The sequence below is a fragment of the Natrinema hispanicum genome, assembly GCF_004217335.1.
Taxonomy (GTDB): Archaea; Halobacteriota; Halobacteria; order Halobacteriales; family Natrialbaceae; genus Natrinema; species Natrinema hispanicum.
Map to the genome: position 1 here is coordinate 588,955 of NZ_SHMP01000004.1, position 22,736 is coordinate 611,690.

The window sequence follows — 22,736 nt, forward strand, 5'->3', positions numbered from 1 at the left end:
TCATCGCCACCCACTCCACGATCCGTGCCAGCGCATCACGCAGTTCAGTTTCTGTTTTCGCTTCGACACTCGTGGTAGCCCTCGAGTCGCTCGGCCGCCGCGTGCTCTCGGGTGTGCTCGACCGGGTGTCCGATGGTAAAATCGTATTACCGGGCACCAGCACTCGAGATTGAACGGATTTCAGCGCTTCTCGTTCGGTAATACAGTATTACCAGCAGTGACGATGATATATTCCACAAATAAAATTCCAGTTTGTTCAACCACACAATCATCTATAAATCCTACAGACAATAGGTACAGTCTGTAAATTTTAGGCTCTGGAATTGGGAAAGTTTATTGCGGTAGTGTCGAATTACCCGATTGCATGGCACGCGACCGTTCGGAACTGGATGACGAGTCGTCTTTCTCTCGTGACGGCGAGACGATCGACGACAGTGGTAATAATGGCTTACTGCATCGACGATCGTATATGAAACTCGCCGGTGCAACGACAGCAGCAGCGGCACTCGGCGGAACCGCGAGTGCAGCGGCTGACGACTACGAGGTTATCGAGGCCCGTGGCCAGACGATCCGGGTCGGCCGAGGCGACACCTTCGAGAACAAACTGATCGACTTCACTACCGGCGAGAGTTTCTTAATCTACGTCGAGGGTGCGAACTCGGTGATTCGGAACATCGGCTTCAAAGGTCTCTACCGAGGTGCGTCATTCATTATTTCGATCAACGCCGGGCAGGGCGACATCCTCTTCGAGAACATCTATCTCGGTGACGGCGCGACGAAGGAAGGCGCTGATTTCGTACACGGCCCCGGTGCCGTCTTCATGCACAAAGGCAGTCAGGCAGACCTCACGTTTCGTCACTGCAACGTACAGGGGTTCCCGAACAACGGCTTCTACTGTTCCAATACGCCCGTCGGCGGCAGCGTTCGCTTCGAGAGCTGTTTCGGGAAGAACAACGGCGTCTCCACCTTCCGGTGTGGCAGCGAAGACGACGAGATCGTCAACTGCGTCGCCTACAACGACACCACCGACTACGGACGCGGCTACGGCGGCTACGTCGAGACCGACGGCCGGCCCGTCTGGGTCTGGAACGGTGGCACCGTGACGATCCGCGACTCACACTTCGCCGACGGCCCCTACCCCTACGCGCTCGTGGCCGGGGCAAACGGCTCCCCCGGCAGCGTCGACTTCCAGAGCGGCGGCTATCGCGGCACGATCCAGCGCGCAAGCGGGTCGACGGTCTCGATCGGCAGCGACGTCTCGCAGAATCCGGACCTCTCGATTCCCGACGGCGTCCCAACGTCGCCCGAGGAAGCCGCATCGGGGTCCGGACGTACAGGCTCGAGCAGTTCCGGGAGCACGGACACGAACGACGAACCGGACCTGCCGAATCTGCTGCTCGTCGACGGCAGTCCGGCGGATGAGACGCGATACGAGTTCACCGTCAGCGGCGAGGTCGAACACTCCAACGCTAGGGGCGCGTCGATCGACGATGGAGACTCCATCGACGGCTCGACCGTGCAAGGCAGCGTCCGCCGACTGGAAAGACGCGTTCCGCTTTGCGGGCGAGCTCGAGGAACTCACCGTCGACGGCCCCGGCTCGGTACTCGTCAACGGCGAGGCAGTCGACCCCGCTGACTACGGCCAAGAGCTCCCCCACGTGCTTGAGGTTGCGGGCCGTGGAACGCCGACGAGCTACGAGATCACGGTCGACGGGGCGATCGAACTCGCATCGACCGACGAGCCGGCAACGGAGGCGACGACAGTCTCGGGCACGACCGTCCAGAGTTCGGTCACTGACGAAACCCAGACCTTCCGGTTCTCAGGGGAGTTGACTGACATCACCGTTACCGACGGCGACGCTGCTGTCACGCTCGACGGCGAGCAGATCGACCCAAGCGAGTACGGCGATCAGGAACTGCCGCCCCACGCGCTCGTAATCGACGGCGTCGATACCGACGGGCCGAGTACGTACTCCTTCGAGATTGACGGGACGGTCGTCAAATCTACCTACCAGGACGCCTCAATGGATGACGGCGACGTGATCGACGGGACGACCGTTCGCGGCGCTGTCTACAACTGGATCGACGCCTACTGGTTCGACGGCGACATCGCCGACTTCCGACTGCGTGGCGATGCGAACGTCGACGTTCAGTACAACGCACGCGATCAATAACTGCATCCGATTTTCTGCTTCACCGTCGCTGTCCGCTCGAGTGGCTCGAGTGAGTTGGCCAACGACTGCTCGTCTCTCGTCGGCGATCGCCCAGACAGAATGCGGTGTCGTCGACGCAGCGACGGGACCCCACCTGGATCTGTGGGTCACGACGTTTGACTCGCGGTCACCCGACGCGAGAGAACAGTCTCCACTCGAGTCGATGCTCGAGTCGTCTTAAAAGGCCCCCGCGCCGAGAACAGCTGCTGGCACGCGACTGTTCCGGTACTGGATGACGGTCGTCGGGAGCCGTCCGAATGTACGAAGCCGAGCAGTAAAAAGTCTTCTTGGCGGACGGCACGACACGATCACTGTCCAGTGGTTCGATTCCGTTGCCGACGAGTGAAATCGAGCTCTGCTAGAGTATGACTGACAAATAGCGGTGAGCGAGAAGACGACCACGGGACGACGTGAAGACTCAGTCGATACGTGAGAGTTTCCCGTCGACGTTCCGTTCCTGATGGCGGTTTTGGACGACGTGTGCGGCCGAGAGACAAAGGAAAGCAGCGATGACGACACCTGCGATGGCGAGTGTCGGGATGGCCGACAGCAGCGGTACCCCGAGGAGTGCTGCGCCCAGCAGGGTCGCTCCAGTCACACTGAGCCCGGCGTACCATCTGTCCCACCGGTCCTGACGATGGGAATCGGTATCGAGATACATCATCAGCAGGTCGGCGTTGTCCGCAAGCGAGATGAGCCCACGGTCCTGATCGTACTCGACGATCCCAGCGTCGTCCATCTTCGGGAGATGGGTCTGATAGAGGGCAACGTAGACTCGCTTTCGCTGGTCGGAGTTGAGCGCGTTGACGCTGGTGTCGTTCTCCCAGGCAGCGATCTGCTCTGCAAGTTCACCGAGTGTGACCGTTTCGTCCGCTTCGAGCAAGTATGCGAGCACTTCGCGACGACGCCGATTCTTTAAGAGCTCGAAAATGACGTCCTTCGAGAGCCGTTCGTCCTCGTCTGCAGCGACCGACGTTATTTCATCGGGCAGCGACTGATCGATGGACGACATTATTAAAACCACCCACCTGTAGCATCCCCATTCGCGCTCGCTGTCTCCAGTCTCCGGCGGCCGACGTCACCGAAGCCTCGGCGTAGCGGCGACCGCTGTACGTTCAAACGACGAGTCGAACTCACGATTGACACACCAGGTTGTACACCAATATAGATACTCTTAAGCACAGCCACGTTTCGCACCGGCTGCAAAGTAGGTACGGAGGGAGTTCGTGACCGGCCGACAGCGGCGGCTTCCCATCGCCACGGCCGTCGATCGTGATCGCCCGACCGGCTGAACAGTTATCAGCCGACTGTCCGTGTGTATCCACGGCGTACGGCCGACTCGATCGAAACGAGATCGGACACTGGTCTGCATTCGGACGACTGTCTGACAACACGGCACCAGTGCTGACCGTTCGACTCAACGAATATAAATTCGAGTGACAGTTCGGACACGAAAGACGTGTTTACCGTCTCGAGTCGGCGTAACGGCCCTCACGTTACATGTACCATGGACCTATTAATGGTCACAGAGCGAATTGATCGACCGATAGGCGTTTCGTCCGGACGCGACCGATGGGACGCGACTATCGTCGCTGTCTCCGAGACAGCCGATGATCAGACCGTTCGTCTACCTTTCTTTTATTCGTCCAGTGACGACAGCAGAGTAAATCGGTGTTTCCCGCGAAACCATGTTACCCCCTTACAATGACTGCACGGTTTCGGTCGGGTACTGATGACGCGGTCTATTATCGATCACGCCAGCAACGAATCGCAGTCCGAGGCGGTCGAGGCTGACCGCTGTCCCGATTGCGAAACCGAGACGATCGTCCACGATCCGGACCGCGGCGAGCGAGTCTGTGAGGAATGTGGCCTCGTCCTTACGGAGGATCCCATCGATTACGGCCCGGAATGGCGAGCGTTCAACGCACAGGAACACGACAACCTCTCGCGGGTCGGCGCACCGCTGACACAGTCGATGCACGACCGCGGGCTGACGACGACCATCGACTGGCGCAACAAGGACGCCAACGGCCACTCGATGTCCGCGGATAAACACGGCCAGCTCCATCGACTTCGCGTCTGGCAGGAACGAATCCGAACGAAAAACGCGGGCGAACGAAACCTCAAATACGCGCTCTCCGAGATCGATCGGATGGTAAGCGCGTTAGGCGTCCCCAAGCCAGTCAAGGAGACGGCAAGCGTCATCTACAGACAGGCACTCGAGCAAGACCTCATCCGCGGGCGCTCGATCGAGGGCGTCGCAACGAGCGCCCTCTATACCGCCTGTCGTAAAGAGGGTATTCCTCGTAGCCTCGAGGAAGTAACATCCGTTTCACGCGTCGAGCAGCGCGAGATCGGCCGTACCTATCGGTATATCGCGGACGAACTGGACATCAACTTAGAGCCGACGAATCCCCGGCAGTTCGTTCCGCGGTTCTGCTCGGAACTGGACGTCGGCAAAGACGTCGAGACCAAGGCCATCGAAATCATCGACCAAACGACCGACCAGGGGCTGCACTCGGGCAAGTCACCGACCGGCTTCGCCGCCGCGGCCATCTACGCCGCCGGGCTGCTCTGTGACGAAACGATCCCGCAGCGAGCGGTCGCCGAGACCGCCCAGACGACCGTCGTCACCGTCCGGAACCGATATCGCGAGCAACTCGAGGCGATCGACCAACAGCCGGCTACATGACCGACCGGTCGTCCGCCTCGTAGATCTCCTCGTCGAGAAGCGCGTGAAGGTTGCTGTAGGGAACGAACGCGAGGAAGTTGTCGTCGGCATCGTACAACTCGAGCCCGTCATCGGTGTGATCGTAGCGGTCGCAGACGATCTGTCCTTCGGGGAGGATCGCATGATACATGTGAGCTTGTAACGCTGGCACGTCAGATATAGCTGTTTGCACTCGGGGCGACTGTCCCGTCGTCGCGTCCCGAGCGAAATGGGTTTACCCCCACCACCGCTACGACCCGGCAGTGACTGACGAACGTTCTTCGGCGGCTTCCGACGAGCAGCGCAGCGACGCCCACGACCCGGCTGGGGACGCGACGGCCGACGCCAGCGCGGAGCCCGACGAGAACGAGGCAGGTGACGCGTTCACCATCGCCGACTTCCACGACGCCAGCCAACAGGCGGGCCGGCCGGTGCTCACCGCGGCGGCTGTCTCCCGTGCGCTCAAGGTGCCACACGAGGAAGCAAGCGACCGACTCGAGGCGCTTGCCGACCGCGGTGACGTCGAACGGCTCTCGGTGTCGACCGATCCCGTCGTCTGGTATCCAAGCGAACTCGAGGATCTGACCGACCGCGAGCGCGTCGTCATTTTCCCGAAACGTCGGGAGATCATCGTCGACCGACCGGACCAGTTCACGCGTGCGCAACTCTCCCAGTTTGCCCACCTCGCGGATGCCAACGGCGAGGACGGCTATCGCTACGTCGTCCGACCGGAAGACGTCTGGAGTACACCCCACGATAGGTTCGAAGACCTGGCCCGGACGATGCGTCAGGCGCTCGGGCAGCGTTCGGAACCGCTCGAGGAGTGGGTCGAAAGCCAGTGGGATCGGGCCCACCAGTTCCGGCTCGTGACCCACGAGGAGGGGTATACTGTGCTCGAGGCCCAGACGCCCGAGATCATGGGCAACGTCGCCCGGCAGAAACTCGACGAGGAACACGTTCATGCGCCGATCTCCGAAACCGAAGACTGGGTTCGAGAGGGGTCGGAAGCTGCGATCAAGCGGATCCTCTACGAGGCCGGCTATCCGGTTCAGGATCATCGCGAGCTTGCCTCCGGCGAGGAGTTGCCGATCGACCTGAACGTCCGACTGCGCGACTACCAGCAGAACTGGGTCGACCGATTCGCCGAAGCCGGCGAAGGCGTCTTCGTCGGCCCGCCGGGCAGCGGGAAGACGGTGGCCGCGATGGGGGCGATGGCCCACGTCGAGGGCGAGACCCTCGTCCTCGTGCCGAGTCGCGACCTCGCCCAGCAGTGGGCCGATGCGATGGTCGAGTACACCTCGCTCAAGCCCCATCAGATCGGCCAGTACCACGGCGGCCGCAAGGAAGTGCGCCCGGTGACCATCGCGACCTACCAGATCGCGGGGATGGATCGCCACCGGTCGCTCTTTGACGACCGCGAGTGGGGACTGGTGATCTTCGACGAGTGCCAGCACGTCCCCTCGGACGTGTATCGACGGAGCACGCATCTGCAGTCCAAACATCGCTTGGGGCTTTCCGCCAGTCCCATCCGCGAAGACGACCGCCAGACCGAGATCTTCACCCTCGTCGGCCCGCCGATCGGCACCGACTGGGAGGCCTTAGTTCGAGGCCGGCTTCGTCGCCGAACCAGAACTCGAGATCCGCTACGTGCCGTGGGGCGACGACGAGCAGGCCAATGCCTACGGCTCGGCCGACGGTCGCGAGAAGTACCGCATCGCCGCAAAGAATCGCGGGAAGATCAACGAGGTGCGCTACCTGCTGTCGGCTCATCCCGACGCGAAGGCGCTGGTCTTCGTCGACTATCTCGAACAGGGCCGGGAGCTCTCCGACGCGCTCGAGGTGCCCTTCCTCAGCGGGGAGACACCGCATTACGAACGCCGGCGGCTGTTAGATGAGTTCCGACGGGACGAGCGCGACCTGTTGATCATCTCGCGGGTCGGCGACGAAGGAATCGATCTGCCGACGGCCGATCTGGCGATCGTCGCCTCCGGACTGGGTGGCTCGCGACGGCAGGGTACCCAGCGGGCGGGGCGGACGATGCGGCCGGCCGGCGGCGCGCTCGTCTACGTTCTCGCGACGCGAGGCACGCGCGAGGAGGATTTCGCCCGAAAACAGCTCCAGCACCTCGGGCGCAAGGGGATGACGATTCGCGAGCAGACCGTCGAGCGCGACGCGGAGTGACGGGAACCGCGATGGGGAGACCATCGCATCGAGGCCAATCTTCAAGGTCGCGTGTTCGGACAGTACAGATATCATGAGTGAATCGTGCGTTCGCGGGGTGATCGACCGGTGAGCGACGGCACCAGACAGCGACAGATCCGCGTCGGCGAGACGGCCGGCGGTGCGGCTCTCAAACTGCCCGTCATCGAAGTCCTCACCGGACGCGGGTTCGCGACCGGCAAGAGTGGCTCCGGAAAGTCCAACACCGCGTCGGTTATCGCCGAGGAGTTGCTCGAGGCCGGCTATCCACTCCTGATCGTCGACACGGACGGGGAGTACTACGGGCTCAAAGAGGAGTACGAAATGCTCCACGCCGGCGCTGACGAGGAGTGTGACATCCAGATCGGGCCGGAACACGCCGAACAGATGGCGACGATCGCACTCGAGGAAAACGTTCCCGTCATCCTCGACGTCTCGGGGTATCTCGATGAGGACGTGGCCGACGAACTACTCCGGGAGGTCGCCCGACACCTGTTCGTCAAAGAGAAGAAACTCAAAAAGCCGTTCCTGCTGGTCGTCGAAGAGGTCCACGAGTACATCCCGGAGGGCGGCGGCGTCGGCGAGACGGGCAACCTACTGATCAAGATCAGCAAGCGCGGCCGCAAACACGGCCTCGGGATTTTGGGAATCAGCCAGCGACCGGCCGACGTCAAGAAAGACTTCATTACGCAGGCCAACTGGCTCGTCTGGCACCGGCTGACCTGGGATAACGATACGAAAGTCGTCGGCCGGATCATCGACACCGAGTACGCCGAGCGCGTCGCTGACTTAGACGATGGTCAGGCGTTCGTCCAGACCGACTGGACCGAAGCCGACGTCCGGAAGGTCCAGTTCCGACGCAAGCGGACTTTCGACGCCGGCGCGACGCCGGGTCTCGACGATTTCGAGCGCCCCGAACTCAAGTCCGTCTCGGACGCGCTGGTCGGCGACCTTCAGGAAATCTCCGAGCGAAAAGATCGCGAACAGGACCGAATTCAGGAACTCGAGGCCGAACTCGAAACGAAAGAACGGCGCATCGAGACGTTAGAGGACGAACTCTCCTCGGCTCGTGACGTCTCGAGTGCGGCAAAACAGATGGCCGACGCCTTGCAGAACACCGAGACGGTCCAGTCCCAACTGCCTGGCGGCAGCGAGGACCTGCGCCGGCTTCACGAGGAGATCGCAGATCTCGAAGCCGAACGCGACGAGCTTCAAGACCGACTCGAGACACGCGACGACCGAATCGACGCCCTCGAAGACGAACTCGAGTCGCGCGCGGACGAACTGAGCCGCCTGCGGGACGAAAACGAGCGGTTACGCGAGACTGTCAGCGAACACGAGAGCGCAGACGAGGACGGGACCGACGAGGAGTCGACGATCCTGCAGGCCGGCGGTGACGACGTCGAGTTCGGGTACACGCCCGTCGACTGGGACAAGGCGACAGCCAACGCCAGATCGAACGACAACACGTCCGACAACACACTCACGTCCACAGCCGATGAGACGACACGTGTCACCACCGACAGTGAACACGACCTCGCAGCGGCCCTCGAGGCGACGGACATTGGCGACCGCGTCGAGCGCGCGTGCGAGGGCTCACAGTGTTCGCTCGAGACGGCACGTGACGTGCTTGCTGCCCTCGATGAGCGCGGGTCGCTCAAGGCGGCGACCCTCACCGCAGAAGTCGAGCGATCGAGGGTCGCGGTTCAGGGGCTCCTCTCGGAGTTGCGGACGGAGGGCGTCCTCGAGCGGACGCCAGATCGGGCGTACGCGCTGAGCGACGACGTACACGCGGAGCTCTCGTCGCCACCGGCTGCCAGCGAATGAGGTGCTGATCGAGCCGCAAGATTTCCTGGCTCACCGCTGCAGTCGATCGCCGGCCGCCTCGATCGCTGCCGGCTCGATGCCCTGGTGGACCGGTAGCGTGACGACCTCCTGTGAGAGACGTGTCGCCGTGTCGTAGCCGTCGGCCTCGAATACGGACTCGCGGAGTATCGGCCAGGTGTGTGCACCCACGACGCCACAATCGTGGAGCGCCGCCAGAAACGCGTCCGGATCGCGCGCCCGGACGGGAAACTCGTACGGGCTGATCCCTTCCGGCAGCCGCTCGTAGAAGATCGTAATGTCCTCGCGGTCGGCTAACACCTGTTGCCACGTCCGGTAGTTCTCTCGCCGGGCGGCCCGGATCGCGTCCGGATCGGCGGCGTCGGTGACCATCGCTGTAAGCTTCGACATCGGAGCTTTTGTGGCCTCGTATCGGGCACCCGGATCGACGGATGACGGATCGTCGGCCCCGTCGTCGAGCATCGATTCGATCGACTGGTAGAGCGGGCCGAGGGCGGTTTCGGCGGCTGAGGTCGTGACGAACCGACAGTCGGTGGCCGCGATCCGCTCTGCGCTGCCGGCCAGCGGCGACGGGGAGAACGCCGCTTTGACCTCGTCGGCGACACGGTAGAGGATCGCGCCGTCGGGAACTGGCAGTAGCTTCCGCAACGTCGTGAACCCGAGATCACCGTGCGTCCCGAGCAGCGTCCCGTCCGCGACGCTGATCGGGCCGTGAGCGTTATCGTCGATGTGATAACAGTCGTATTCGTTGGTCAGCGACGCAAGCCGCTCGAGGCCGGGCTGGGGAAAGCCGAAATAGTTGACCGACATGACGGCGACCGTGTCGTCGTCGATCCGGCTCTCGAGATCGGCGAAATCAGGCGCGAGCGTCTCTTCGATGGCGTAGAACCGAGGCTCGAGGCCGAGGTCGCGGAACGGTTCGACAACGGCTGGCGAGAGGTAGGCGGGGACGAGAACGTTCTCGCCGGGTTCGACGAGGCCATCGAGGCCGTCCCGGAGCGCGACCTTGCCGGCACCGTAGTAGGTGTAGTCGACGTCGGGGTCGTGCCGGTCGACGAACGCGTCGATTCCCGCACCCCCCGACCGTGAGAGTGATGCGTCGAACACGGAGGGGGTGGCACTGATCATATCTCGAATCGGTGGTGACGAACACCAGTCGCGGTGACTAGCGACGTAATACTGGTATCATCTGACAACTTAGTGTTGCGGGCGATACTCGCGTGACGCGGACGACAATCGACCCTTACAGCCATAACGGACGACACCGGTGCGAGCGCTATTCCGACCGTACAGCCACCCAGTACGATGTTACAGTCATCAAGCGGTCGCATAACAAAGCCTAACCGACAACATACCGTCTCTATGGCAAGTTCGACGGACGAAGAATCCCTTCGTCTGCTCGTCGTGGGGCTCGACGCCGGGTGTCGGCCGATACTCGAGCCCCTGTTCGAATCGGGCGAGGTGCCGACCATCCAGCGGCTGTTCGAGTTGGGCACTGCTGGACCCCTCGAGTCGCAGATTCCGCCCTGGACTGCAAGCGCCTGGCCGTCGCTCTACACGGGCAAGAATCCGGGCAAACACGGCGTCTACGATTTTCTTTCGTTCGACGGCTACGACTGGGACGTCGTCAACGCAACCCACGTTCGAGAACGGCCGGTCTGGGAGCTGTTGAGCGAGCACGGCTTTACGAGCGTCGTCGTCAACATGCCCGTGACCCATCCCGCCCGGGCGTTCGATGGGGCGCTGATCCCGGGGCTGACCGCGCCCGAGGATCCGGACTGTCACCCCGAAGAGATCCTCGAGGACGTCAAGTTGGCGTGTGGTGGCGACTACTGGATCTATCCACAGAACAGCCCGGAACCGGATCAGTCGATCGAGGGCTACGAGCGGACGGTCGAACTCCGGGGGAAGGCCTTTCGGTACCTCTGTCGGCGAATCGCGCCGGAGTTTGGCTTCCTCCAGTTCCAGCAGACTGATTCGGTGTTTCACGAGCGCCCGGGGGACAAAAAGGCGATCGAAGCAGTGTATCGGGCAGTCGACCGCGAGCTCGAGGAGACGATCAAGCGAACGGACCCCGAGAACGTCCTGCTCGTCAGCGACCACGGCATGGGAAAGGTGACCGGCGACGAGTTCCGCGTCAACGAGTACCTCCGGTCGGAAGGCTATGTCAGCGCCCAGAGTGGGGGCGAAGGGATGCCCGACTGGTCGAAGTCTTGGGAGAACGATCTGCTCGAGGGCTCGGACGCCAGCGACGGTGGCCCAAGCGCGCTCGAGCGAGCGATGAATCTGGCCGCAAACGTCGGGATTACGACCCAGCGGGTCGCGAACACGCTCGAGGTCGTCGGACTCAAAGAACCGATCGGCAAGCGAGTGCCAAACGATATGATCCGGGCGGCGAGCGAACAGGTCGACTTCCCGAACTCGCAGGCATACGTCCGTTCGAAGAGCGAACTCGGCGTCCGGATCAATCTCGAGGGCCGCGAGCCAAACGGTCAGGTGCCAGCCGAGGACTACAAGCAGGTCCGCGAGAGACTCATCGACGAACTGTCGGCGGTTCGGACGCCCGACGGCGAGCCGATGTTCGACGCCGTCGAGCCGCGAGAAACCTACTTCGAGGGACCCCACGTCGAGGAGGCACCCGACATCCTGACCGTCCCGGCGGACTTCGACAACGCGATCGCCGCGTCGCTTGGAAACGGCCAGTTCGGCGAGCCGATGGAGTCGTGGAACCACAAGCGAACCGGCGTCGTCGCGGCCGCCGGGTCGGCGTTTGACGAGTCCGCTGCGCTCACCGAGGCGACGATTTTCGATATCGCGCCGACGATCTGCTCACTGTTTGACATCCCGATAGATGCCGCAATGGACGGTGATCCACTGCCGATCATCGAGGGCAGCACCGAACGATCGTATCCAGCGTACGATCCCGAGCCGATCACGGCAACCGACGACGGGGCCGTCGAAGACCGACTCTCAGATCTGGGCTACCTATGAGCGTCGAGATCCGTACCCTCAACCCACACGCCGATGCCGAGGAGTGGAATCGGTACGTCGAACGCTCTGACGGCTCGAATCCGTTCTTTCGGGCGGAAGCGCTCCGATTGCAGGCCGTCGATACCGACACGATGGTGCACCTGCTCGCAGGATTCAAAGGTCAGGAAGCAGTCGGGATCTTTCCCGTCTTCGAATATACCAAGGGGCCGGTAACCGGCGCGTTCTCCCCGGCCCCCCACTCGTGGACGACGTATCTCGGCCCGGCCCTGTTGAACGTCGACAAGCTCAAACAGCGCAAGGCCGACCGCCGAATCAAACGGTTCATCGAGGGCTGTCTCGAGTGGATTGACACCGAACTCTCGCCGCTGTATAGCAAGTTCGTCACCGGCACGCTCGAGGACGTCCGTCCGTTCGTCTGGAACGACTACGACGTCAAGCCAAGTCACACGTACGTCGTTGACCTCGATGGCTCCGAAGCGGAACTGCTCAATCGGTTCAGCAGCGACGCGCGAAGCAACATCCGCAACGCCGACGAAGACAGCTACACCATCGAAGAGGGTGACACCGACGACGTCGAACGCATCGTCGAGAAGGTCCGCCAGCGCTACGAGAGCCAAGGCCAGCCGTTCCGGTTGAGCGTCGACTTCGCGAGAGCGGTCCACGAACAGCTCCCCGACGGTGCGATCAGACCCTACGTCTGTCGCGTCGACGGCGAGTTCCTCGGTGGCATTCTCGTCGTCGAATCGAATCGGACGCGATATCGATGGCAAGGCGGGGTCAAACCGGACGCCGATGTCGACATCGCGATCAACGACTTACTCGACTGGCACGTCATGCGCGATGGCCTCCACGCTGGAATCGAGGAGTACGACCTCGTCGGCGCTGGCGTCCCGAGCATCAACCGGTACAAGGCGAAGTTCAACCCGCGGCTCGAGACCCACTACGAGATCACGTCGGGCGCGTTCGGGATCGATCTGCTGGTCGATCAGTATCAGAAACACCGGTAGCGCACGCACTGCAGCCGTTCGTTCGTCGAGTGTTGACCGACAATTTATACGGACGCCTGTCAGTCAGCGCCGGCCGGCCGCGACCCGCACTGCGGTCCGACCGAGACATCGGGACTACAGACCGTCTGAACCGTTTCGTCCGGCAGGGTCAGTCGTCGATCCGATACTTCGACTGTCGGGCGTCCGCGAGACAGGCGCGACTTGTCACGACACCCTGCTCCTCGAGTCTCCCCAGTGCGTACCGGACGGTTCGAGGACAGAGCCGCGATTCGGCGGCGAGTTCCTCCTGTGTCAGTGGGGCCTCGTACTCGAGGACCTTGTAGACCAGTTTCGCGCTCGGCGGAAGGTCGGCGTCGATCGTCTCCCGGTCACATTCGCCGTGTGGGTCGTCGGTATCGACGGCCTCGTCGGAATCCGATTCAGTTGCGCTCATGGGTATCGATCACTGCGGTCGCCACGTCCGTCGACTGGTTCGACTGGCGGGACACGAGCCGTTCGTATGTCATGTTCAGTCACGTCTATCTGCGTGTGTTACATATACGGCACCGACAGTTCAACGAGACAGGCAGCAGCTAACGGGCGTGTATGCGACCGTTCCAGCACTCGCCGCCGTCTCGAGTCCGTCCCGAAGCGGTCCCACAGCACTGGCATGGAGCCGATCGAGCCGACAGACACCAGTAATCCGCACATAGTAAGGCGGTCGCCCGACTTAGGACCGATATGTTCGGAACCAGTGGCATTCGCGGACGAGTCGGCGACGAGGTGACGGCGGGGCTGGCGCTTTCCGTCGGTCGTGCGGTCGCCTCGGAGGGCTACGACCGGGTCGTCGTCGGTCGTGACGTGCGAGACAGCGGCGCAATGCTGATCGACGCGATCAGCGCGGGACTGTGTGAGTGTGGGGCGGACGTCATCACGGTCGGCGTCGAGGCGACACCGACGGTCGCGCGGTCGATCGAGCGTCTCGAGGCCGACGCGGGGGTCGTGGTGACGGCCTCGCACAACCCGGCGACGGACAACGGGATCAAACTCTGGAATCCCTCGGGGAAGGCGTTCGGTCCCGACCAGCGCGAGGCGATCGAACGACGGATTCGCGAGGACGACTACGAGCTGGCTGCCTGGGACGGCGTCGGCGATCGAACGAGCCACGACGGCGTACAGGACTACCACGCCGACGCACTCAGAGCGGCAGTCGATATAGAACAGCCACTCAGCGTCGTCGTCGATCTCGGCACCGGTGCCGGCGGCGTCACTGCGACGGTACTTGACGAACTGGGCTGTCAGGTCCGGACGCTTAACGGCCAAGAAGACGGTGCCTTCCCCGGCCGCCCGAGCGAGCCGAACGCGGAGACCCTCGAAACGCTGTCGACGCTGGTCGCGGAAACGGACGCCGACGTTGGGATCGGCCACGACGGCGACGCCGATCGAATGGTCGCTGTCGACGAGACGGGCACCTTCGTCCCGAAAGACGCCTTGCTGGCCCTGTTCGCCCGCGAGGCAGCCGGCGACGGCGACCGCGTCGCAGCACCCGTCGACACGAGCCTCGCGGTCGACGACGCGCTCGAGGCCGTCGGCGCGTCGATGACGCGGACGCAGGTGGGCGACGTCTACGTCGCCGAACGGACGACGGAGCCGGATGTCGTCTTCGGCGGCGAGCCGAGTGGAGCGTGGATCTGGCCCGACGAAACGCGGTGTCCCGACGGCCCGCTCGCGGCGTGTAAGCTGGTGGAACTCGTCGCCGACCGCGGGCCGCTGTCCGACCTCGTCGCCGAGATCGAGGGCTATCCGATCCGACGCACGTCGATCGAAGTGACAGAAAAGGCGGCGGTGATGGCCGACGTCAGCGAGGCGGTGCGTGACCAATACGACGAGATCGATACGCTCGACGGCGTCCGGGTCGAGACCGAAGACGGGTGGTTCCTGCTTCGTGCGAGCGGCACACAGCCGTTGATTCGCGTCACGGCGGAGGCGCGGTCGGCTACCGACGCCGACACGTTGTTCGAGGACGCACAGGCGCTGGTGACCGAAACTGTCACGAGGAGGGCCTGACTGACAGATTCGGTGCGGCAAACGGAGAGCGTGTTATCGGCGAACACTAGCAGAGAGACAGCATACTCGAGACGAGACTGACAGACACTATCGGGCTTCTTTCGGAATGAAATCCGAGGTCTTCATCTCACGGTACGTCGCGCAGTCGGGACAGGCGTGGACGACGTCACGGTTGTCGCCGAAGACGCGAGCGAACTGTCGAGTCACTTGGTTGCCACAGTTGACACATCGGGGGGCAGTCGTTTGCTGGCCGGACGTCATTGGCGTCCACTTCGCGGATGGGTCCGTCGACATCAACAGTCTATACCCACAGCAGGGTATTTACTATAGACCGCATAATCGATACGACCGCCGCTCGATCGCTTCGTTGGCAGCGATTAGCACTCGATCGAAACACTCTGGATATCGTACGTATCAGCGCTGCTCTCCCGAGAAATACAATATTACCCTGTCGAAACATCGTATTTCAGGCCGAAATTCATGTAGTCGTGTCCACATCTTGGGGCCTTCGAGCCGAGACGACCACCCCAGTACGTGCGGCCAACTTGGTCTGTGACTATTGTGGGATAGCCGTGCATAGCTGTCCGCGCCGTTGCCTGGAGTAATCAGGTGCCCCCTTTATCCATCAGCGAATTTTTATCGGAATCAGTGAGTGTGATCGACTTACTCGACGGTAACGCTCTTGGCGAGATTTCGCGGCTTGTCGATCGGGCGACCGAGGAGGTCGGCGGCGTGATAGGAGACGAGCTGGAGCTGGACGTTCGCCAGCAGCCCCGCCAACTTGGAGTCCGTGTCGGGAATCGAGAGGTGCTCGTCGGCCACCGCGACGGCAGGGTGCCCGTCGGGACAGACCGCGACGACGGGTGCGCCACGAGTCTGGGCTTCCTCGGCGTTTTTCAGGGTTTTCTCGTCTTCTTGGCCGGTAAAGACTGCGAACACCGGCGTGTCTGGCGTGACCAGTGCTAGCGGTCCGTGTTTCAACTCACCGGAGGCAAAGCCCTCGGCGTGCTCGTAGGTGATCTCCTTGAACTTCAGTGCGCCCTCGAGTGCCACGGGGAACCCGAGCCCGCGTCCAATGAAGAAATACGACTGGCTGTCGTCGTACTGCCTGGCGATCGACGCAGCCTCGGAGGTTGCAAGCACCTCGTCGAGCGCACTCGGCATCGACTCGACGGCCGGCAACAGCGACTCGAGGTCGGCTGGCGGCTCACCCTGGCGGTCAGCAGCGATGCGTTGACACAGCAGGGTGAGCATGACGGCCTGTGAGGAGAACGTCTTCGTCGCGGCGACGCCGATCTCCGGCCCGGCGCGGATGAAGAGCGCGTCGTTAGCCTCACGGGCGGCCGTCGAGCCGACGACGTTCGTCACCGTCAGCGTGCGCGCACCCTCAGCGTTGGCCTGTCTGAGCGCGTTTAGGGTGTCGGCAGTCTCGCCGCTTTGCGTCACCGCGATCACGAGGGTGTCGTCGTCGACCGGCGGTGCAACGACGCTGTACTCGTTGGCCAGTAGCGCAGTCGATCGGACACCGGCCTGGTTGAGCCCGAGCGAGCCGTACAGCGCAGCGTGATAGGAGGTCCCACAGGCGACGAATTGAACGCTTTCGACGTCATCGAACGTCCCCGGCTCGAACTCCGAGAGTGCGATTCGACCGCTTCGAGGATCGATGCGACCCTCGAGCGCTTGGGCCAGCGACGTCGGCTGCTCGTGGATCTCCTTGAGCATGAAGTGATCGTACTCACCCTTCCCGGCCTGTTCGGGGTCCCACTCGACCGTCTCGGGCGTGCGCGTGACCGGGTTCCCCTCGAGGTCGGTGAACTCGACGCCGTCTTCGTCGACGATGACGACGTCACCGTCCTCGAGGTAGACTACGCTGTCGGTGTACTCGAGGAAGGCGGGCACGTCGCTGGCGAGGAAGTACTCGCCGTCTTCGATACCGACGACGAGCGGCGAGCCCTGCCGGGCCGCATAGAGGACGTGCTCGCCAGACACCATGGCGGTGACGGCGTAACTGCCCTCGAGTTCGCTGATCGCCTGGCGGAACGCTCGCTCGCTATCGAAGCCCGCATCGAGGTAGTACTGGATCAGATGCGGGATGACTTCGGTATCGGTATCGCTCGTAAACTCGTAGCCGTTCGCGGCCAGTCGCTCCTTGAGTTCGACGTAGTTCTCGATGATCCCGTTGTGAACGACGGCGACGTCCGCGCTCTCGTCAGTATGAGGGTGCGCGTTGGCATCGGTCGGTGGCCCGTGCGTGCTCCAGCGAGTGTGGCCGATGCCGACTTCGCCCCGCAGCGGTTCGCCGATCGATTCTTTCAGTTCTTCGACCTTCCCTGAGCGTTTCTCGATATCGATGCCCGAGCCGTTCTGGACGGCGATACCGGCCGAATCGTAGCCCCGATACTCGAGGTTCTCCAGTCCCGTCAGCAGTGGCTCGATGGCGTTTCCGTCTCCGACGCGGCCGATAATTCCACACATCGGTAGCTCACCGCCTGGTGGGCCGCTGGACGGCTGGCCCGGAGACGATCACGGGGTTCGCGGACGGGACACCAGCCAGTCTCCGCTGTGCAGACGACGGTGACCGTCTCGTGGCAGACGATCCCGTCGAAATACGTTGTCGAGACGACGAACGGTATGCAACCATGAGCAGAATTCAGGCCTCCGGAAGCCATTACTATAGACGGGCTACTGAACGGCGTAGCCAGAGGGTACGCTGCCACGTGTTGTCATCCGTAGTGATTGTCAGTCACAGGACACCACGAGAGTGGAATCGACACCGACGGCGAACTGTCGGGAAAGAGCCCTTCTTACACCCGAAACGGACGTGCTGTCGAATCCCCCTCAAAAGTATGGGAAACGAACAGGCAATCAGCGCTCGAGTACGGGGAGACAAACCCTCATAGCGATCGCCCAACGTTAGTAGGGCCGATGAACGGTCGGCATCGAACGACTGGGTACGGAGGAGACTCGAGCAATCGCCGGAACGCCATTCGATGAGTCGGTTGGCTCGATCGATCCGCTTTGGGACGCCAGTGTGGACGGGGAGACGGATCGAACCGTCACATCTTTTGTACTGGCTCGGAACGTACGAGTATGGGTTTTGGAAGCTACGACGAGTCCGAACAGCAAGAGCAGACCACCAACGATGAAGACGTAGAGGCCGTCAACGTCCACGAAAACGATCATCACGGCGAAATGTCCTTCGAGTCCGACGTCTCGACGGACGAACTGGTCTCGCAGCTCGGCTCGATGAAAGACGACGACGCCGACGAGTAATCACGTCACCCCACAGCCGTCGTTGACTTGCGTTTTTGAAGCTGGACACTCGCCGTCGAAGCAATCGAGACGAGCGGCGTCACCGATCAGGAAAGTGACGACGCGCAGAGTTCGCCGATCGCTCGTCGCAGCCGCTGTGAGATGGCCGACTTCGAGACGTCGAGTCGGTCCGCGAGTTCGTCCTGGGAGATTCCACGCGGCACGTCGAAATAGCCCTCTTCGTGCGCGACTGTGAGCAGTTCCTGTTGTTTCGCCGTCAGGGCGACGACGCCGTCGTCACCGTCATCGGAAACGCGAAGATGATCGACAGTCACGGAGATCTCTCGGTCACGACAGTAGTCGTTGAACGCGACGAGTTGCTCCCGATCGGCGAACCGAAGCTGGACCTGCCAGCCGTTCCGGCAACTCGAAATCTCGAGCAGTCGGCCGCCGACGGCAGCAGTGGTGGCGGTAAACGTCACCGCACGGTCGGTAAGTGCAACCCGATAGACGCGTCTGTCGGGATACCGATCGACGAGCACGGGATCGGTGACCGTCGGATCCGCCTCGAGGCCGGTTTCGAACTGGTCGAACGCGGTTCCGTAGACGGTGACGAACACGAGCGTTCGCTCCTGCTCGACGGTCGTCCAGTAGTCGGGTTCGACGGTCACGTCCGGCGCGTCCCGGAGCGTCGGCCGCAAAAACAGGTCCGGGTGATCGAGTCGGAGTTGCGCGACGATCCCGCCGTCGGCCTGCGACTGGATCGGGGATCGATCGTCGGTCGCATCGGAGAGCTTTTCGAGACTCTCGGTCGGATCGGCGAAATCGATGCTCACGAGTGCATCCGCCATCCGGGGAGACGGCCGCTGTAACTATCGCTTACCTCGAACGCGCTCATTGAATAGCTCATTAGATGCTGAGGACATGATCGTGGGCGCTATATACGGAATCAGCACCGGTTCAACGCTCAATACTAATTCATCGATCGGTACCGTGACCAGTCACAAAACGTGAAGAAACACGGTATTACCCACTGTTCAGGTCGAAGTAAGTGCCGTATACTGCCCGTCGCCGCCGATTGTCGACTTGCTCGCGATCGAAGCTGGACCGACGATTGGCGGTGTGCAGGCACAGTTGGACTTAGTCTCTCGTCGGTTCGTCGAACAACAGCGCGAACAGTTTCCCCTGGGCTAACCGAAGATGGCGACTGAACGTCGGCTGTGAGATGCCGAGCGATTCAGCGACCTCTTCACCGGTGTGTTCGCGGGGCCACTCGAAGAAGCCACCATAGTACGCTGCCTCGAGCGTCCGCCGCTGGCGGTCGGACAAGTGGTCGTGTAACTCGTCGAACGGACGGGGCGGGCGAAGCGGGCGATCGCGCTGGCGGCGAGCGACGAGTTCCGTTCCCGGATGACGTCGCTCGAGGTGCCGGACGAACGATCGAACGTCGACCGGTTCGCCGAGTTCCATCACGAGCCGGGTCCGATCGTCGACCGGCGTCAACGACCGGAGAACGCCACCGTGGTCTGCGATCGTCTCCGCGACGGTGGGCGCTGTGACACCGATTTCGAGGACGCCGTCGTCGCCCCGCTCGACAATCGAGATCGAATCGACCGCCGGCAGCGATTCGACCGCATCGCACACGGTATCGTCGACGCCGCCCTCAACGGTACAGAAGGCCGTCGACCCGCCGGACGTCCGTGGCACGATCGCTCGCACCGTCAGTCGCTGCTCGAGCTGGCTGGCGATCGTCGAGAGCGGCTCGGTATCGTCTCGCAGCACGACCTCGAGTTCGGTGATTCGGTCGGCGAGCAGTGCGCGTTTCGTCTCGATCGACCCGATCGCAGCGCCAGCGATCGCAGCGAGGTGCTGGCACGCACGTTGGACGTGCTCGTCGAACGCCGACGGCTCCGACGCGTAGGCGGTGAGCGTCCCATAGCGGACCCCATCAGCCGTCAGCGAAACGCTGAGCACAGACTGAATCCCTCGCTCGAGGAGCTGTCGTCGCCACGATCGGCCGCCGTCGTGTGTCTCTCGGTCGCTCGAGAGGTCATCGACGACGAGTTCCCCGGTCGCCGCTGCCGTCCCCGTCAGCGTGTCGGCGTCCGCTCCCATCGGAACCGTTGCGGACTCGAGGAACTCGCCGTCTCGTCCGGCCCAGGTCGTCGGCACGACCGTCTCGCGTCCGTGGTCCGCCTGGCCGATCCACGCGAGTGTGATACCGTCTGGTGATTCAGGAGACGACAAGGCGGCGACTGCCTCGCAGAGGCGCTGTTCGACCGCATCACGCGTCTCGGCCGTCAGTATCGCCCCGCCTGCGTCCCACACCCGTTCGGTCTGTGTAGCAGTGGTCTCGAGGCGCGAGCGATCGTGTTGGCACGTCCGGAGGCTATCGGCACGCTCGAGGGACTCGAGGGCGACCGCAGCGGCGTCCGACACCGTCTCAATCGGATCCGACTCGAGTCCGTCGAACGTCATCGGGTCGGTGCTGGTCGCGAGGACGACGGCTCGCGTCGAGATCGGGACGGACAGACCCCGCTCGGCGCGGAGTCCGGTTTGAGCGAGCACGGCATCGAGCTCCGCGCGCTCGTAGACGGTCGGCGACACGGTCGCCGCTTCGTCCGCGACAGTGGCTGCCAGCGGGGTGTCGTCGATATCGATCGGAGGTGGTTCGATCGAGTGGCGATCGCCACCGACGTGTTCGGCCGCCGCGATCGCTGCCGGCTGCAGTCGGTCGTCGGCGAGGCGATACCAGACGGCCACGTCAGCACCTGCATGCTCACGGATGGCATCCGTGGCGGCATCACGAACGGCCGATGGCGTCTCTGCACGGCGGATGGCCGCGACGGTGTCGTGGACCGTCGACAGGGTGGCTGCGCGAGACTCGCGTCTGTCACGGACGACACAGAGCGTTCGATCGGGCATCGACAGCGGCACGACGAAGACGTCGACCGGCGGTGCCTCGTCAGTCGTGAGCGTGCCCGAGACCGGCTCCATCCATCTGACGACCGGCGATCGGGCTCGCGTTCGAATCGCCGACACGAGGTCCGCATCGAACACCGTCTCGAGTTCGTGGCCGACAAGCGCGTCCGCGTCAGCGAGCTCTCGGAGCGCTGGGTTCGCCAGCCGAATGGTCGACCCCTCGAGAACGGCGATTCCATCGTCGAGCGCGTCGATGACAGCCTCGAGCAACTCGAGTCGCTCCAAGTCCGGCGCGGCCGCGGCGTCGACGGACTGGTCGGTCGCGTAGACCGAGACGCCGTCGTCGCTGGGGTGGACGCGCACGGCGAGGCGGCCCTCGAGCGACGGCGCGGTCACGCTGACCGTTTCGACCGCATCCGTCGATTCTGCGGTACGCACCCGATCGAACAGCGCTTCGCTGATCTCGTCCGGAAGGAGGTCCCAGACGACGGTTCCACTCACGTCGGCGGGATCGATCTGGCGGGCCTCGGGACGAAACAGTGTCGTCGCCGCGTCGTTGGCATACTGCAGTTCGTCTTGCGGGCCGAGGACGAAAAACGCGTCTTCGAGCCGGTCGACGCCGGCACGCAGGGCAGCAGGGGCGGCCACGTCGGCTGCCGCGCCGACCCCGGTTCGGGTCACGACGACACCTTCGACGGTCGGATCCGCAAGCCGGTTCGTACATATCACCTCCGAGACGCGCCACGTGCCGTCGGCATCGCCCAGCCGAAGGGTAACGCGTTCGGTCGCCCCGACCGGCGCGTCGGTGACGGCTGCAAGCGTCTCGTGGATCGCCTCGCGGTCGTCGGGATGGACGAGCCGACCGATCGGCGTCCGCTCGAGTTCGGCGGGCGTATATCCCAGTTCTGACTCGACTGCCGGCGTCGCGTATTCGATCTCGCCGTCAGCATCAAGCACCCAGACGACGGCAGCGGCGTGCTCGAGGATCGACCGCTGGCGTCGGTCCGAGGCCGCGGCAGCCAGCCGATACTGCTCTCGCTCGGCGGCAGTTCGAACCCGCGCGGTCAGCACCGGCGGCGACTCGTCGCGGGCCACGACGTCACTCGCACCGGCTGCGAGCGCGTCGTCGGCATCCCCCTCGTCAGTGATAGCCACGATCGGCCGCTCGTCGGCTTCGGCGGCGAGGCGCTCGAGCGTCGATTCTCCCTCCAATCGATCGACGGCAGCCGCGTCGAACGGACAGACCAGACAGTGGACGTCACGATCGGCGAGTCGCTTGTGAGCCCCCTCGAGCGTCCGCTCTCGGAGGATCGATGCGCCCGCAAATCGTGCAGCGAGCACGTCCCTCGCATCGTCGGCAGCGGCGTCATCGCCGACGACAAGCACACAGGGTGTGTCGCCGACGACGGTCGCGGTCCGTTCGCTCACGCGCCGACCACCCCGACCAAGACAGACGTGATGCCAACGTTCGCCGTCGGCACTGCTCTCGGACACGGGAGGCAAACGGTACAGCGAGCGGACAGACCGGCCACGATGGTGGCTGCGTCGCTT

General features: G+C 63.1%; 15 protein-coding genes and 2 pseudogenes. 9 read left to right on the plus strand and 8 right to left on the minus strand.

Annotated features, from left to right (window positions below; genetic code table 11):
* Nucleotides 1-364: 364 nt before the first annotated feature.
* A pseudogene (locus BDK88_RS09860) lies at nt 365-2,174 on the plus strand (hypothetical protein).
* A gap of 49 nt (nt 2,175-2,223) precedes the next feature.
* Nucleotides 2,224-2,394, plus strand: coding sequence for a hypothetical protein (locus BDK88_RS21155; RefSeq protein ID WP_165396940.1), 171 nt, complete (start codon nt 2,224-2,226; stop codon nt 2,392-2,394).
* Between the two features lie 237 nt (nt 2,395-2,631).
* On the opposite strand, the gene BDK88_RS09865 is transcribed toward BDK88_RS21155, so the two are convergent.
* On the minus strand, nt 2,632-3,225 hold the full coding sequence (locus BDK88_RS09865; RefSeq protein ID WP_130500272.1) for a DUF7344 domain-containing protein: 594 nt from the start codon (nt 3,223-3,225) through the stop codon (nt 2,632-2,634).
* A gap of 720 nt (nt 3,226-3,945) precedes the next feature.
* Here BDK88_RS09865 and BDK88_RS09870 point away from each other — a divergent pair.
* Entirely contained in the window at nt 3,946-4,905 is a 960-nt protein-coding gene (locus tag BDK88_RS09870) for a transcription initiation factor IIB (protein ID WP_092934606.1), read from the plus strand.
* On the opposite strand, the gene BDK88_RS21160 is transcribed toward BDK88_RS09870, so the two are convergent.
* Nucleotides 4,898-5,074 (minus strand): hypothetical protein, encoded by a 177-nt coding sequence (locus BDK88_RS21160; RefSeq protein WP_165396941.1) that lies wholly within the window; start codon nt 5,072-5,074, stop codon nt 4,898-4,900. The genes BDK88_RS09870 and BDK88_RS21160 overlap by 8 nt on opposite strands.
* A gap of 112 nt (nt 5,075-5,186) precedes the next feature.
* Between BDK88_RS21160 and BDK88_RS09875 the strand changes: the two are divergent.
* Both BDK88_RS09875 and BDK88_RS09880 read left to right on the plus strand, forming a co-directional pair.
* Nucleotides 5,187-7,104 (plus strand): annotated as a pseudogene (locus BDK88_RS09875) (DEAD/DEAH box helicase family protein).
* Between the two features lie 108 nt (nt 7,105-7,212).
* Nucleotides 7,213-8,949 (plus strand): helicase HerA domain-containing protein, encoded by a 1,737-nt coding sequence (locus BDK88_RS09880; RefSeq protein WP_130500273.1) that lies wholly within the window; start codon nt 7,213-7,215, stop codon nt 8,947-8,949.
* 30 nt (nt 8,950-8,979) lie between these two features.
* Here the strand turns inward: BDK88_RS09880 and BDK88_RS09885 are convergent, their stop codons facing one another.
* Nucleotides 8,980-10,095 (minus strand): DegT/DnrJ/EryC1/StrS family aminotransferase, encoded by a 1,116-nt coding sequence (locus tag BDK88_RS09885; RefSeq protein WP_130500274.1) that lies wholly within the window; start codon nt 10,093-10,095, stop codon nt 8,980-8,982.
* A 234-nt stretch (nt 10,096-10,329) separates the two neighbouring features.
* Between BDK88_RS09885 and BDK88_RS09890 the strand changes: the two genes are divergently transcribed.
* Together BDK88_RS09890 and BDK88_RS09895 are read left to right on the plus strand one after the other, a co-directional pair.
* The gene (locus tag BDK88_RS09890; RefSeq protein WP_130500275.1) at nt 10,330-11,958 is read left to right on the plus strand and encodes an alkaline phosphatase family protein; all 1,629 of its coding nucleotides are present in this window, start codon (nt 10,330-10,332) and stop codon (nt 11,956-11,958) included.
* On the plus strand, nt 11,955-12,965 hold the full coding sequence (locus BDK88_RS09895; RefSeq protein ID WP_130500276.1) for a lipid II:glycine glycyltransferase FemX: 1,011 nt from the start codon (nt 11,955-11,957) through the stop codon (nt 12,963-12,965). The genes BDK88_RS09890 and BDK88_RS09895 overlap by 4 nt, the downstream gene beginning before the upstream one ends.
* A 148-nt stretch (nt 12,966-13,113) precedes the next feature.
* On the opposite strand, the gene BDK88_RS09900 is transcribed toward BDK88_RS09895, so the two are convergent.
* A complete protein-coding gene (locus tag BDK88_RS09900) occupies nt 13,114-13,398 on the minus strand; it encodes a MarR family transcriptional regulator (RefSeq protein ID WP_130500277.1) in 285 nt (94 codons plus the stop codon).
* Between the two features lie 287 nt (nt 13,399-13,685).
* On the opposite strand from BDK88_RS09900, the gene glmM reads away from it, so the two are divergent.
* Nucleotides 13,686-15,011 carry a phosphoglucosamine mutase gene (glmM, locus tag BDK88_RS09905; RefSeq protein WP_130500278.1) on the plus strand — a complete coding sequence of 442 codons (1,326 nt, stop codon included), beginning with the start codon at nt 13,686-13,688 and terminating at the stop codon, nt 15,009-15,011.
* Between the two features lie 87 nt (nt 15,012-15,098).
* Here the strand turns inward: glmM and BDK88_RS09910 are convergent, their stop codons facing one another.
* Both BDK88_RS09910 and glmS read right to left on the minus strand, forming a co-directional pair.
* Nucleotides 15,099-15,305: a DUF7563 family protein gene (locus BDK88_RS09910; RefSeq protein WP_006431419.1), complete on the minus strand. Its 207-nt coding sequence runs from the start codon at nt 15,303-15,305 to the stop codon at nt 15,099-15,101.
* A 369-nt stretch (nt 15,306-15,674) separates the two neighbouring features.
* Nucleotides 15,675-17,486, minus strand: a complete 1,812-nt coding sequence (gene glmS / locus BDK88_RS09915; protein ID WP_130500279.1) for a glutamine--fructose-6-phosphate transaminase (isomerizing) — start codon at nt 17,484-17,486, stop codon at nt 15,675-15,677.
* Nucleotides 17,487-18,101: 615 nt separating this feature from the next.
* Between glmS and BDK88_RS09920 the strand changes: the two genes are divergently transcribed.
* On the plus strand, nt 18,102-18,284 hold the full coding sequence (locus BDK88_RS09920) for a DUF5786 family protein (protein WP_008011878.1): 183 nt from the start codon (nt 18,102-18,104) through the stop codon (nt 18,282-18,284).
* An 86-nt stretch (nt 18,285-18,370) separates the two neighbouring features.
* On the opposite strand, the gene BDK88_RS09925 is transcribed toward BDK88_RS09920, so the two are convergent.
* Both BDK88_RS09925 and BDK88_RS09930 read right to left on the minus strand, forming a co-directional pair.
* Nucleotides 18,371-19,099 carry a helix-turn-helix domain-containing protein gene (locus tag BDK88_RS09925; protein WP_394342672.1) on the minus strand — a complete coding sequence of 243 codons (729 nt, stop codon included), beginning with the start codon at nt 19,097-19,099 and terminating at the stop codon, nt 18,371-18,373.
* A gap of 304 nt (nt 19,100-19,403) precedes the next feature.
* Nucleotides 19,404-22,613: a bacterio-opsin activator domain-containing protein gene (locus BDK88_RS09930; protein WP_130500281.1), complete on the minus strand. Its 3,210-nt coding sequence runs from the start codon at nt 22,611-22,613 to the stop codon at nt 19,404-19,406.
* Between the last annotated feature and the right edge of the window lie 123 nt (nt 22,614-22,736).

Coding starts and splice junctions, on each gene's coding strand:
- BDK88_RS09865 (WP_130500272.1), bottom strand. CDS start 3,225: ATGTCGTCCATCGATCAGTCGCTGCCCGATGAAATAACGTCGGTCGCT.
- BDK88_RS09870 (WP_092934606.1), top strand. CDS start 3,946: ATGACGCGGTCTATTATCGATCACGCCAGCAACGAATCGCAGTCCGAG.
- BDK88_RS21160 (WP_165396941.1), bottom strand. CDS start 5,074: ATGTATCATGCGATCCTCCCCGAAGGACAGATCGTCTGCGACCGCTAC.
- BDK88_RS09885 (WP_130500274.1), bottom strand. CDS start 10,095: ATGATCAGTGCCACCCCCTCCGTGTTCGACGCATCACTCTCACGGTCG.
- BDK88_RS09890 (WP_130500275.1), top strand. CDS start 10,330: ATGGCAAGTTCGACGGACGAAGAATCCCTTCGTCTGCTCGTCGTGGGG.
- BDK88_RS09895 (WP_130500276.1), top strand. CDS start 11,955: ATGAGCGTCGAGATCCGTACCCTCAACCCACACGCCGATGCCGAGGAG.
- BDK88_RS09900 (WP_130500277.1), bottom strand. CDS start 13,398: ATGAGCGCAACTGAATCGGATTCCGACGAGGCCGTCGATACCGACGAC.
- glmM (WP_130500278.1), top strand. CDS start 13,686: ATGTTCGGAACCAGTGGCATTCGCGGACGAGTCGGCGACGAGGTGACG.
- BDK88_RS09910 (WP_006431419.1), bottom strand. CDS start 15,305: ATGTCGACGGACCCATCCGCGAAGTGGACGCCAATGACGTCCGGCCAG.
- glmS (WP_130500279.1), bottom strand. CDS start 17,486: ATGTGTGGAATTATCGGCCGCGTCGGAGACGGAAACGCCATCGAGCCA.
- BDK88_RS09920 (WP_008011878.1), top strand. CDS start 18,102: ATGGGTTTTGGAAGCTACGACGAGTCCGAACAGCAAGAGCAGACCACC.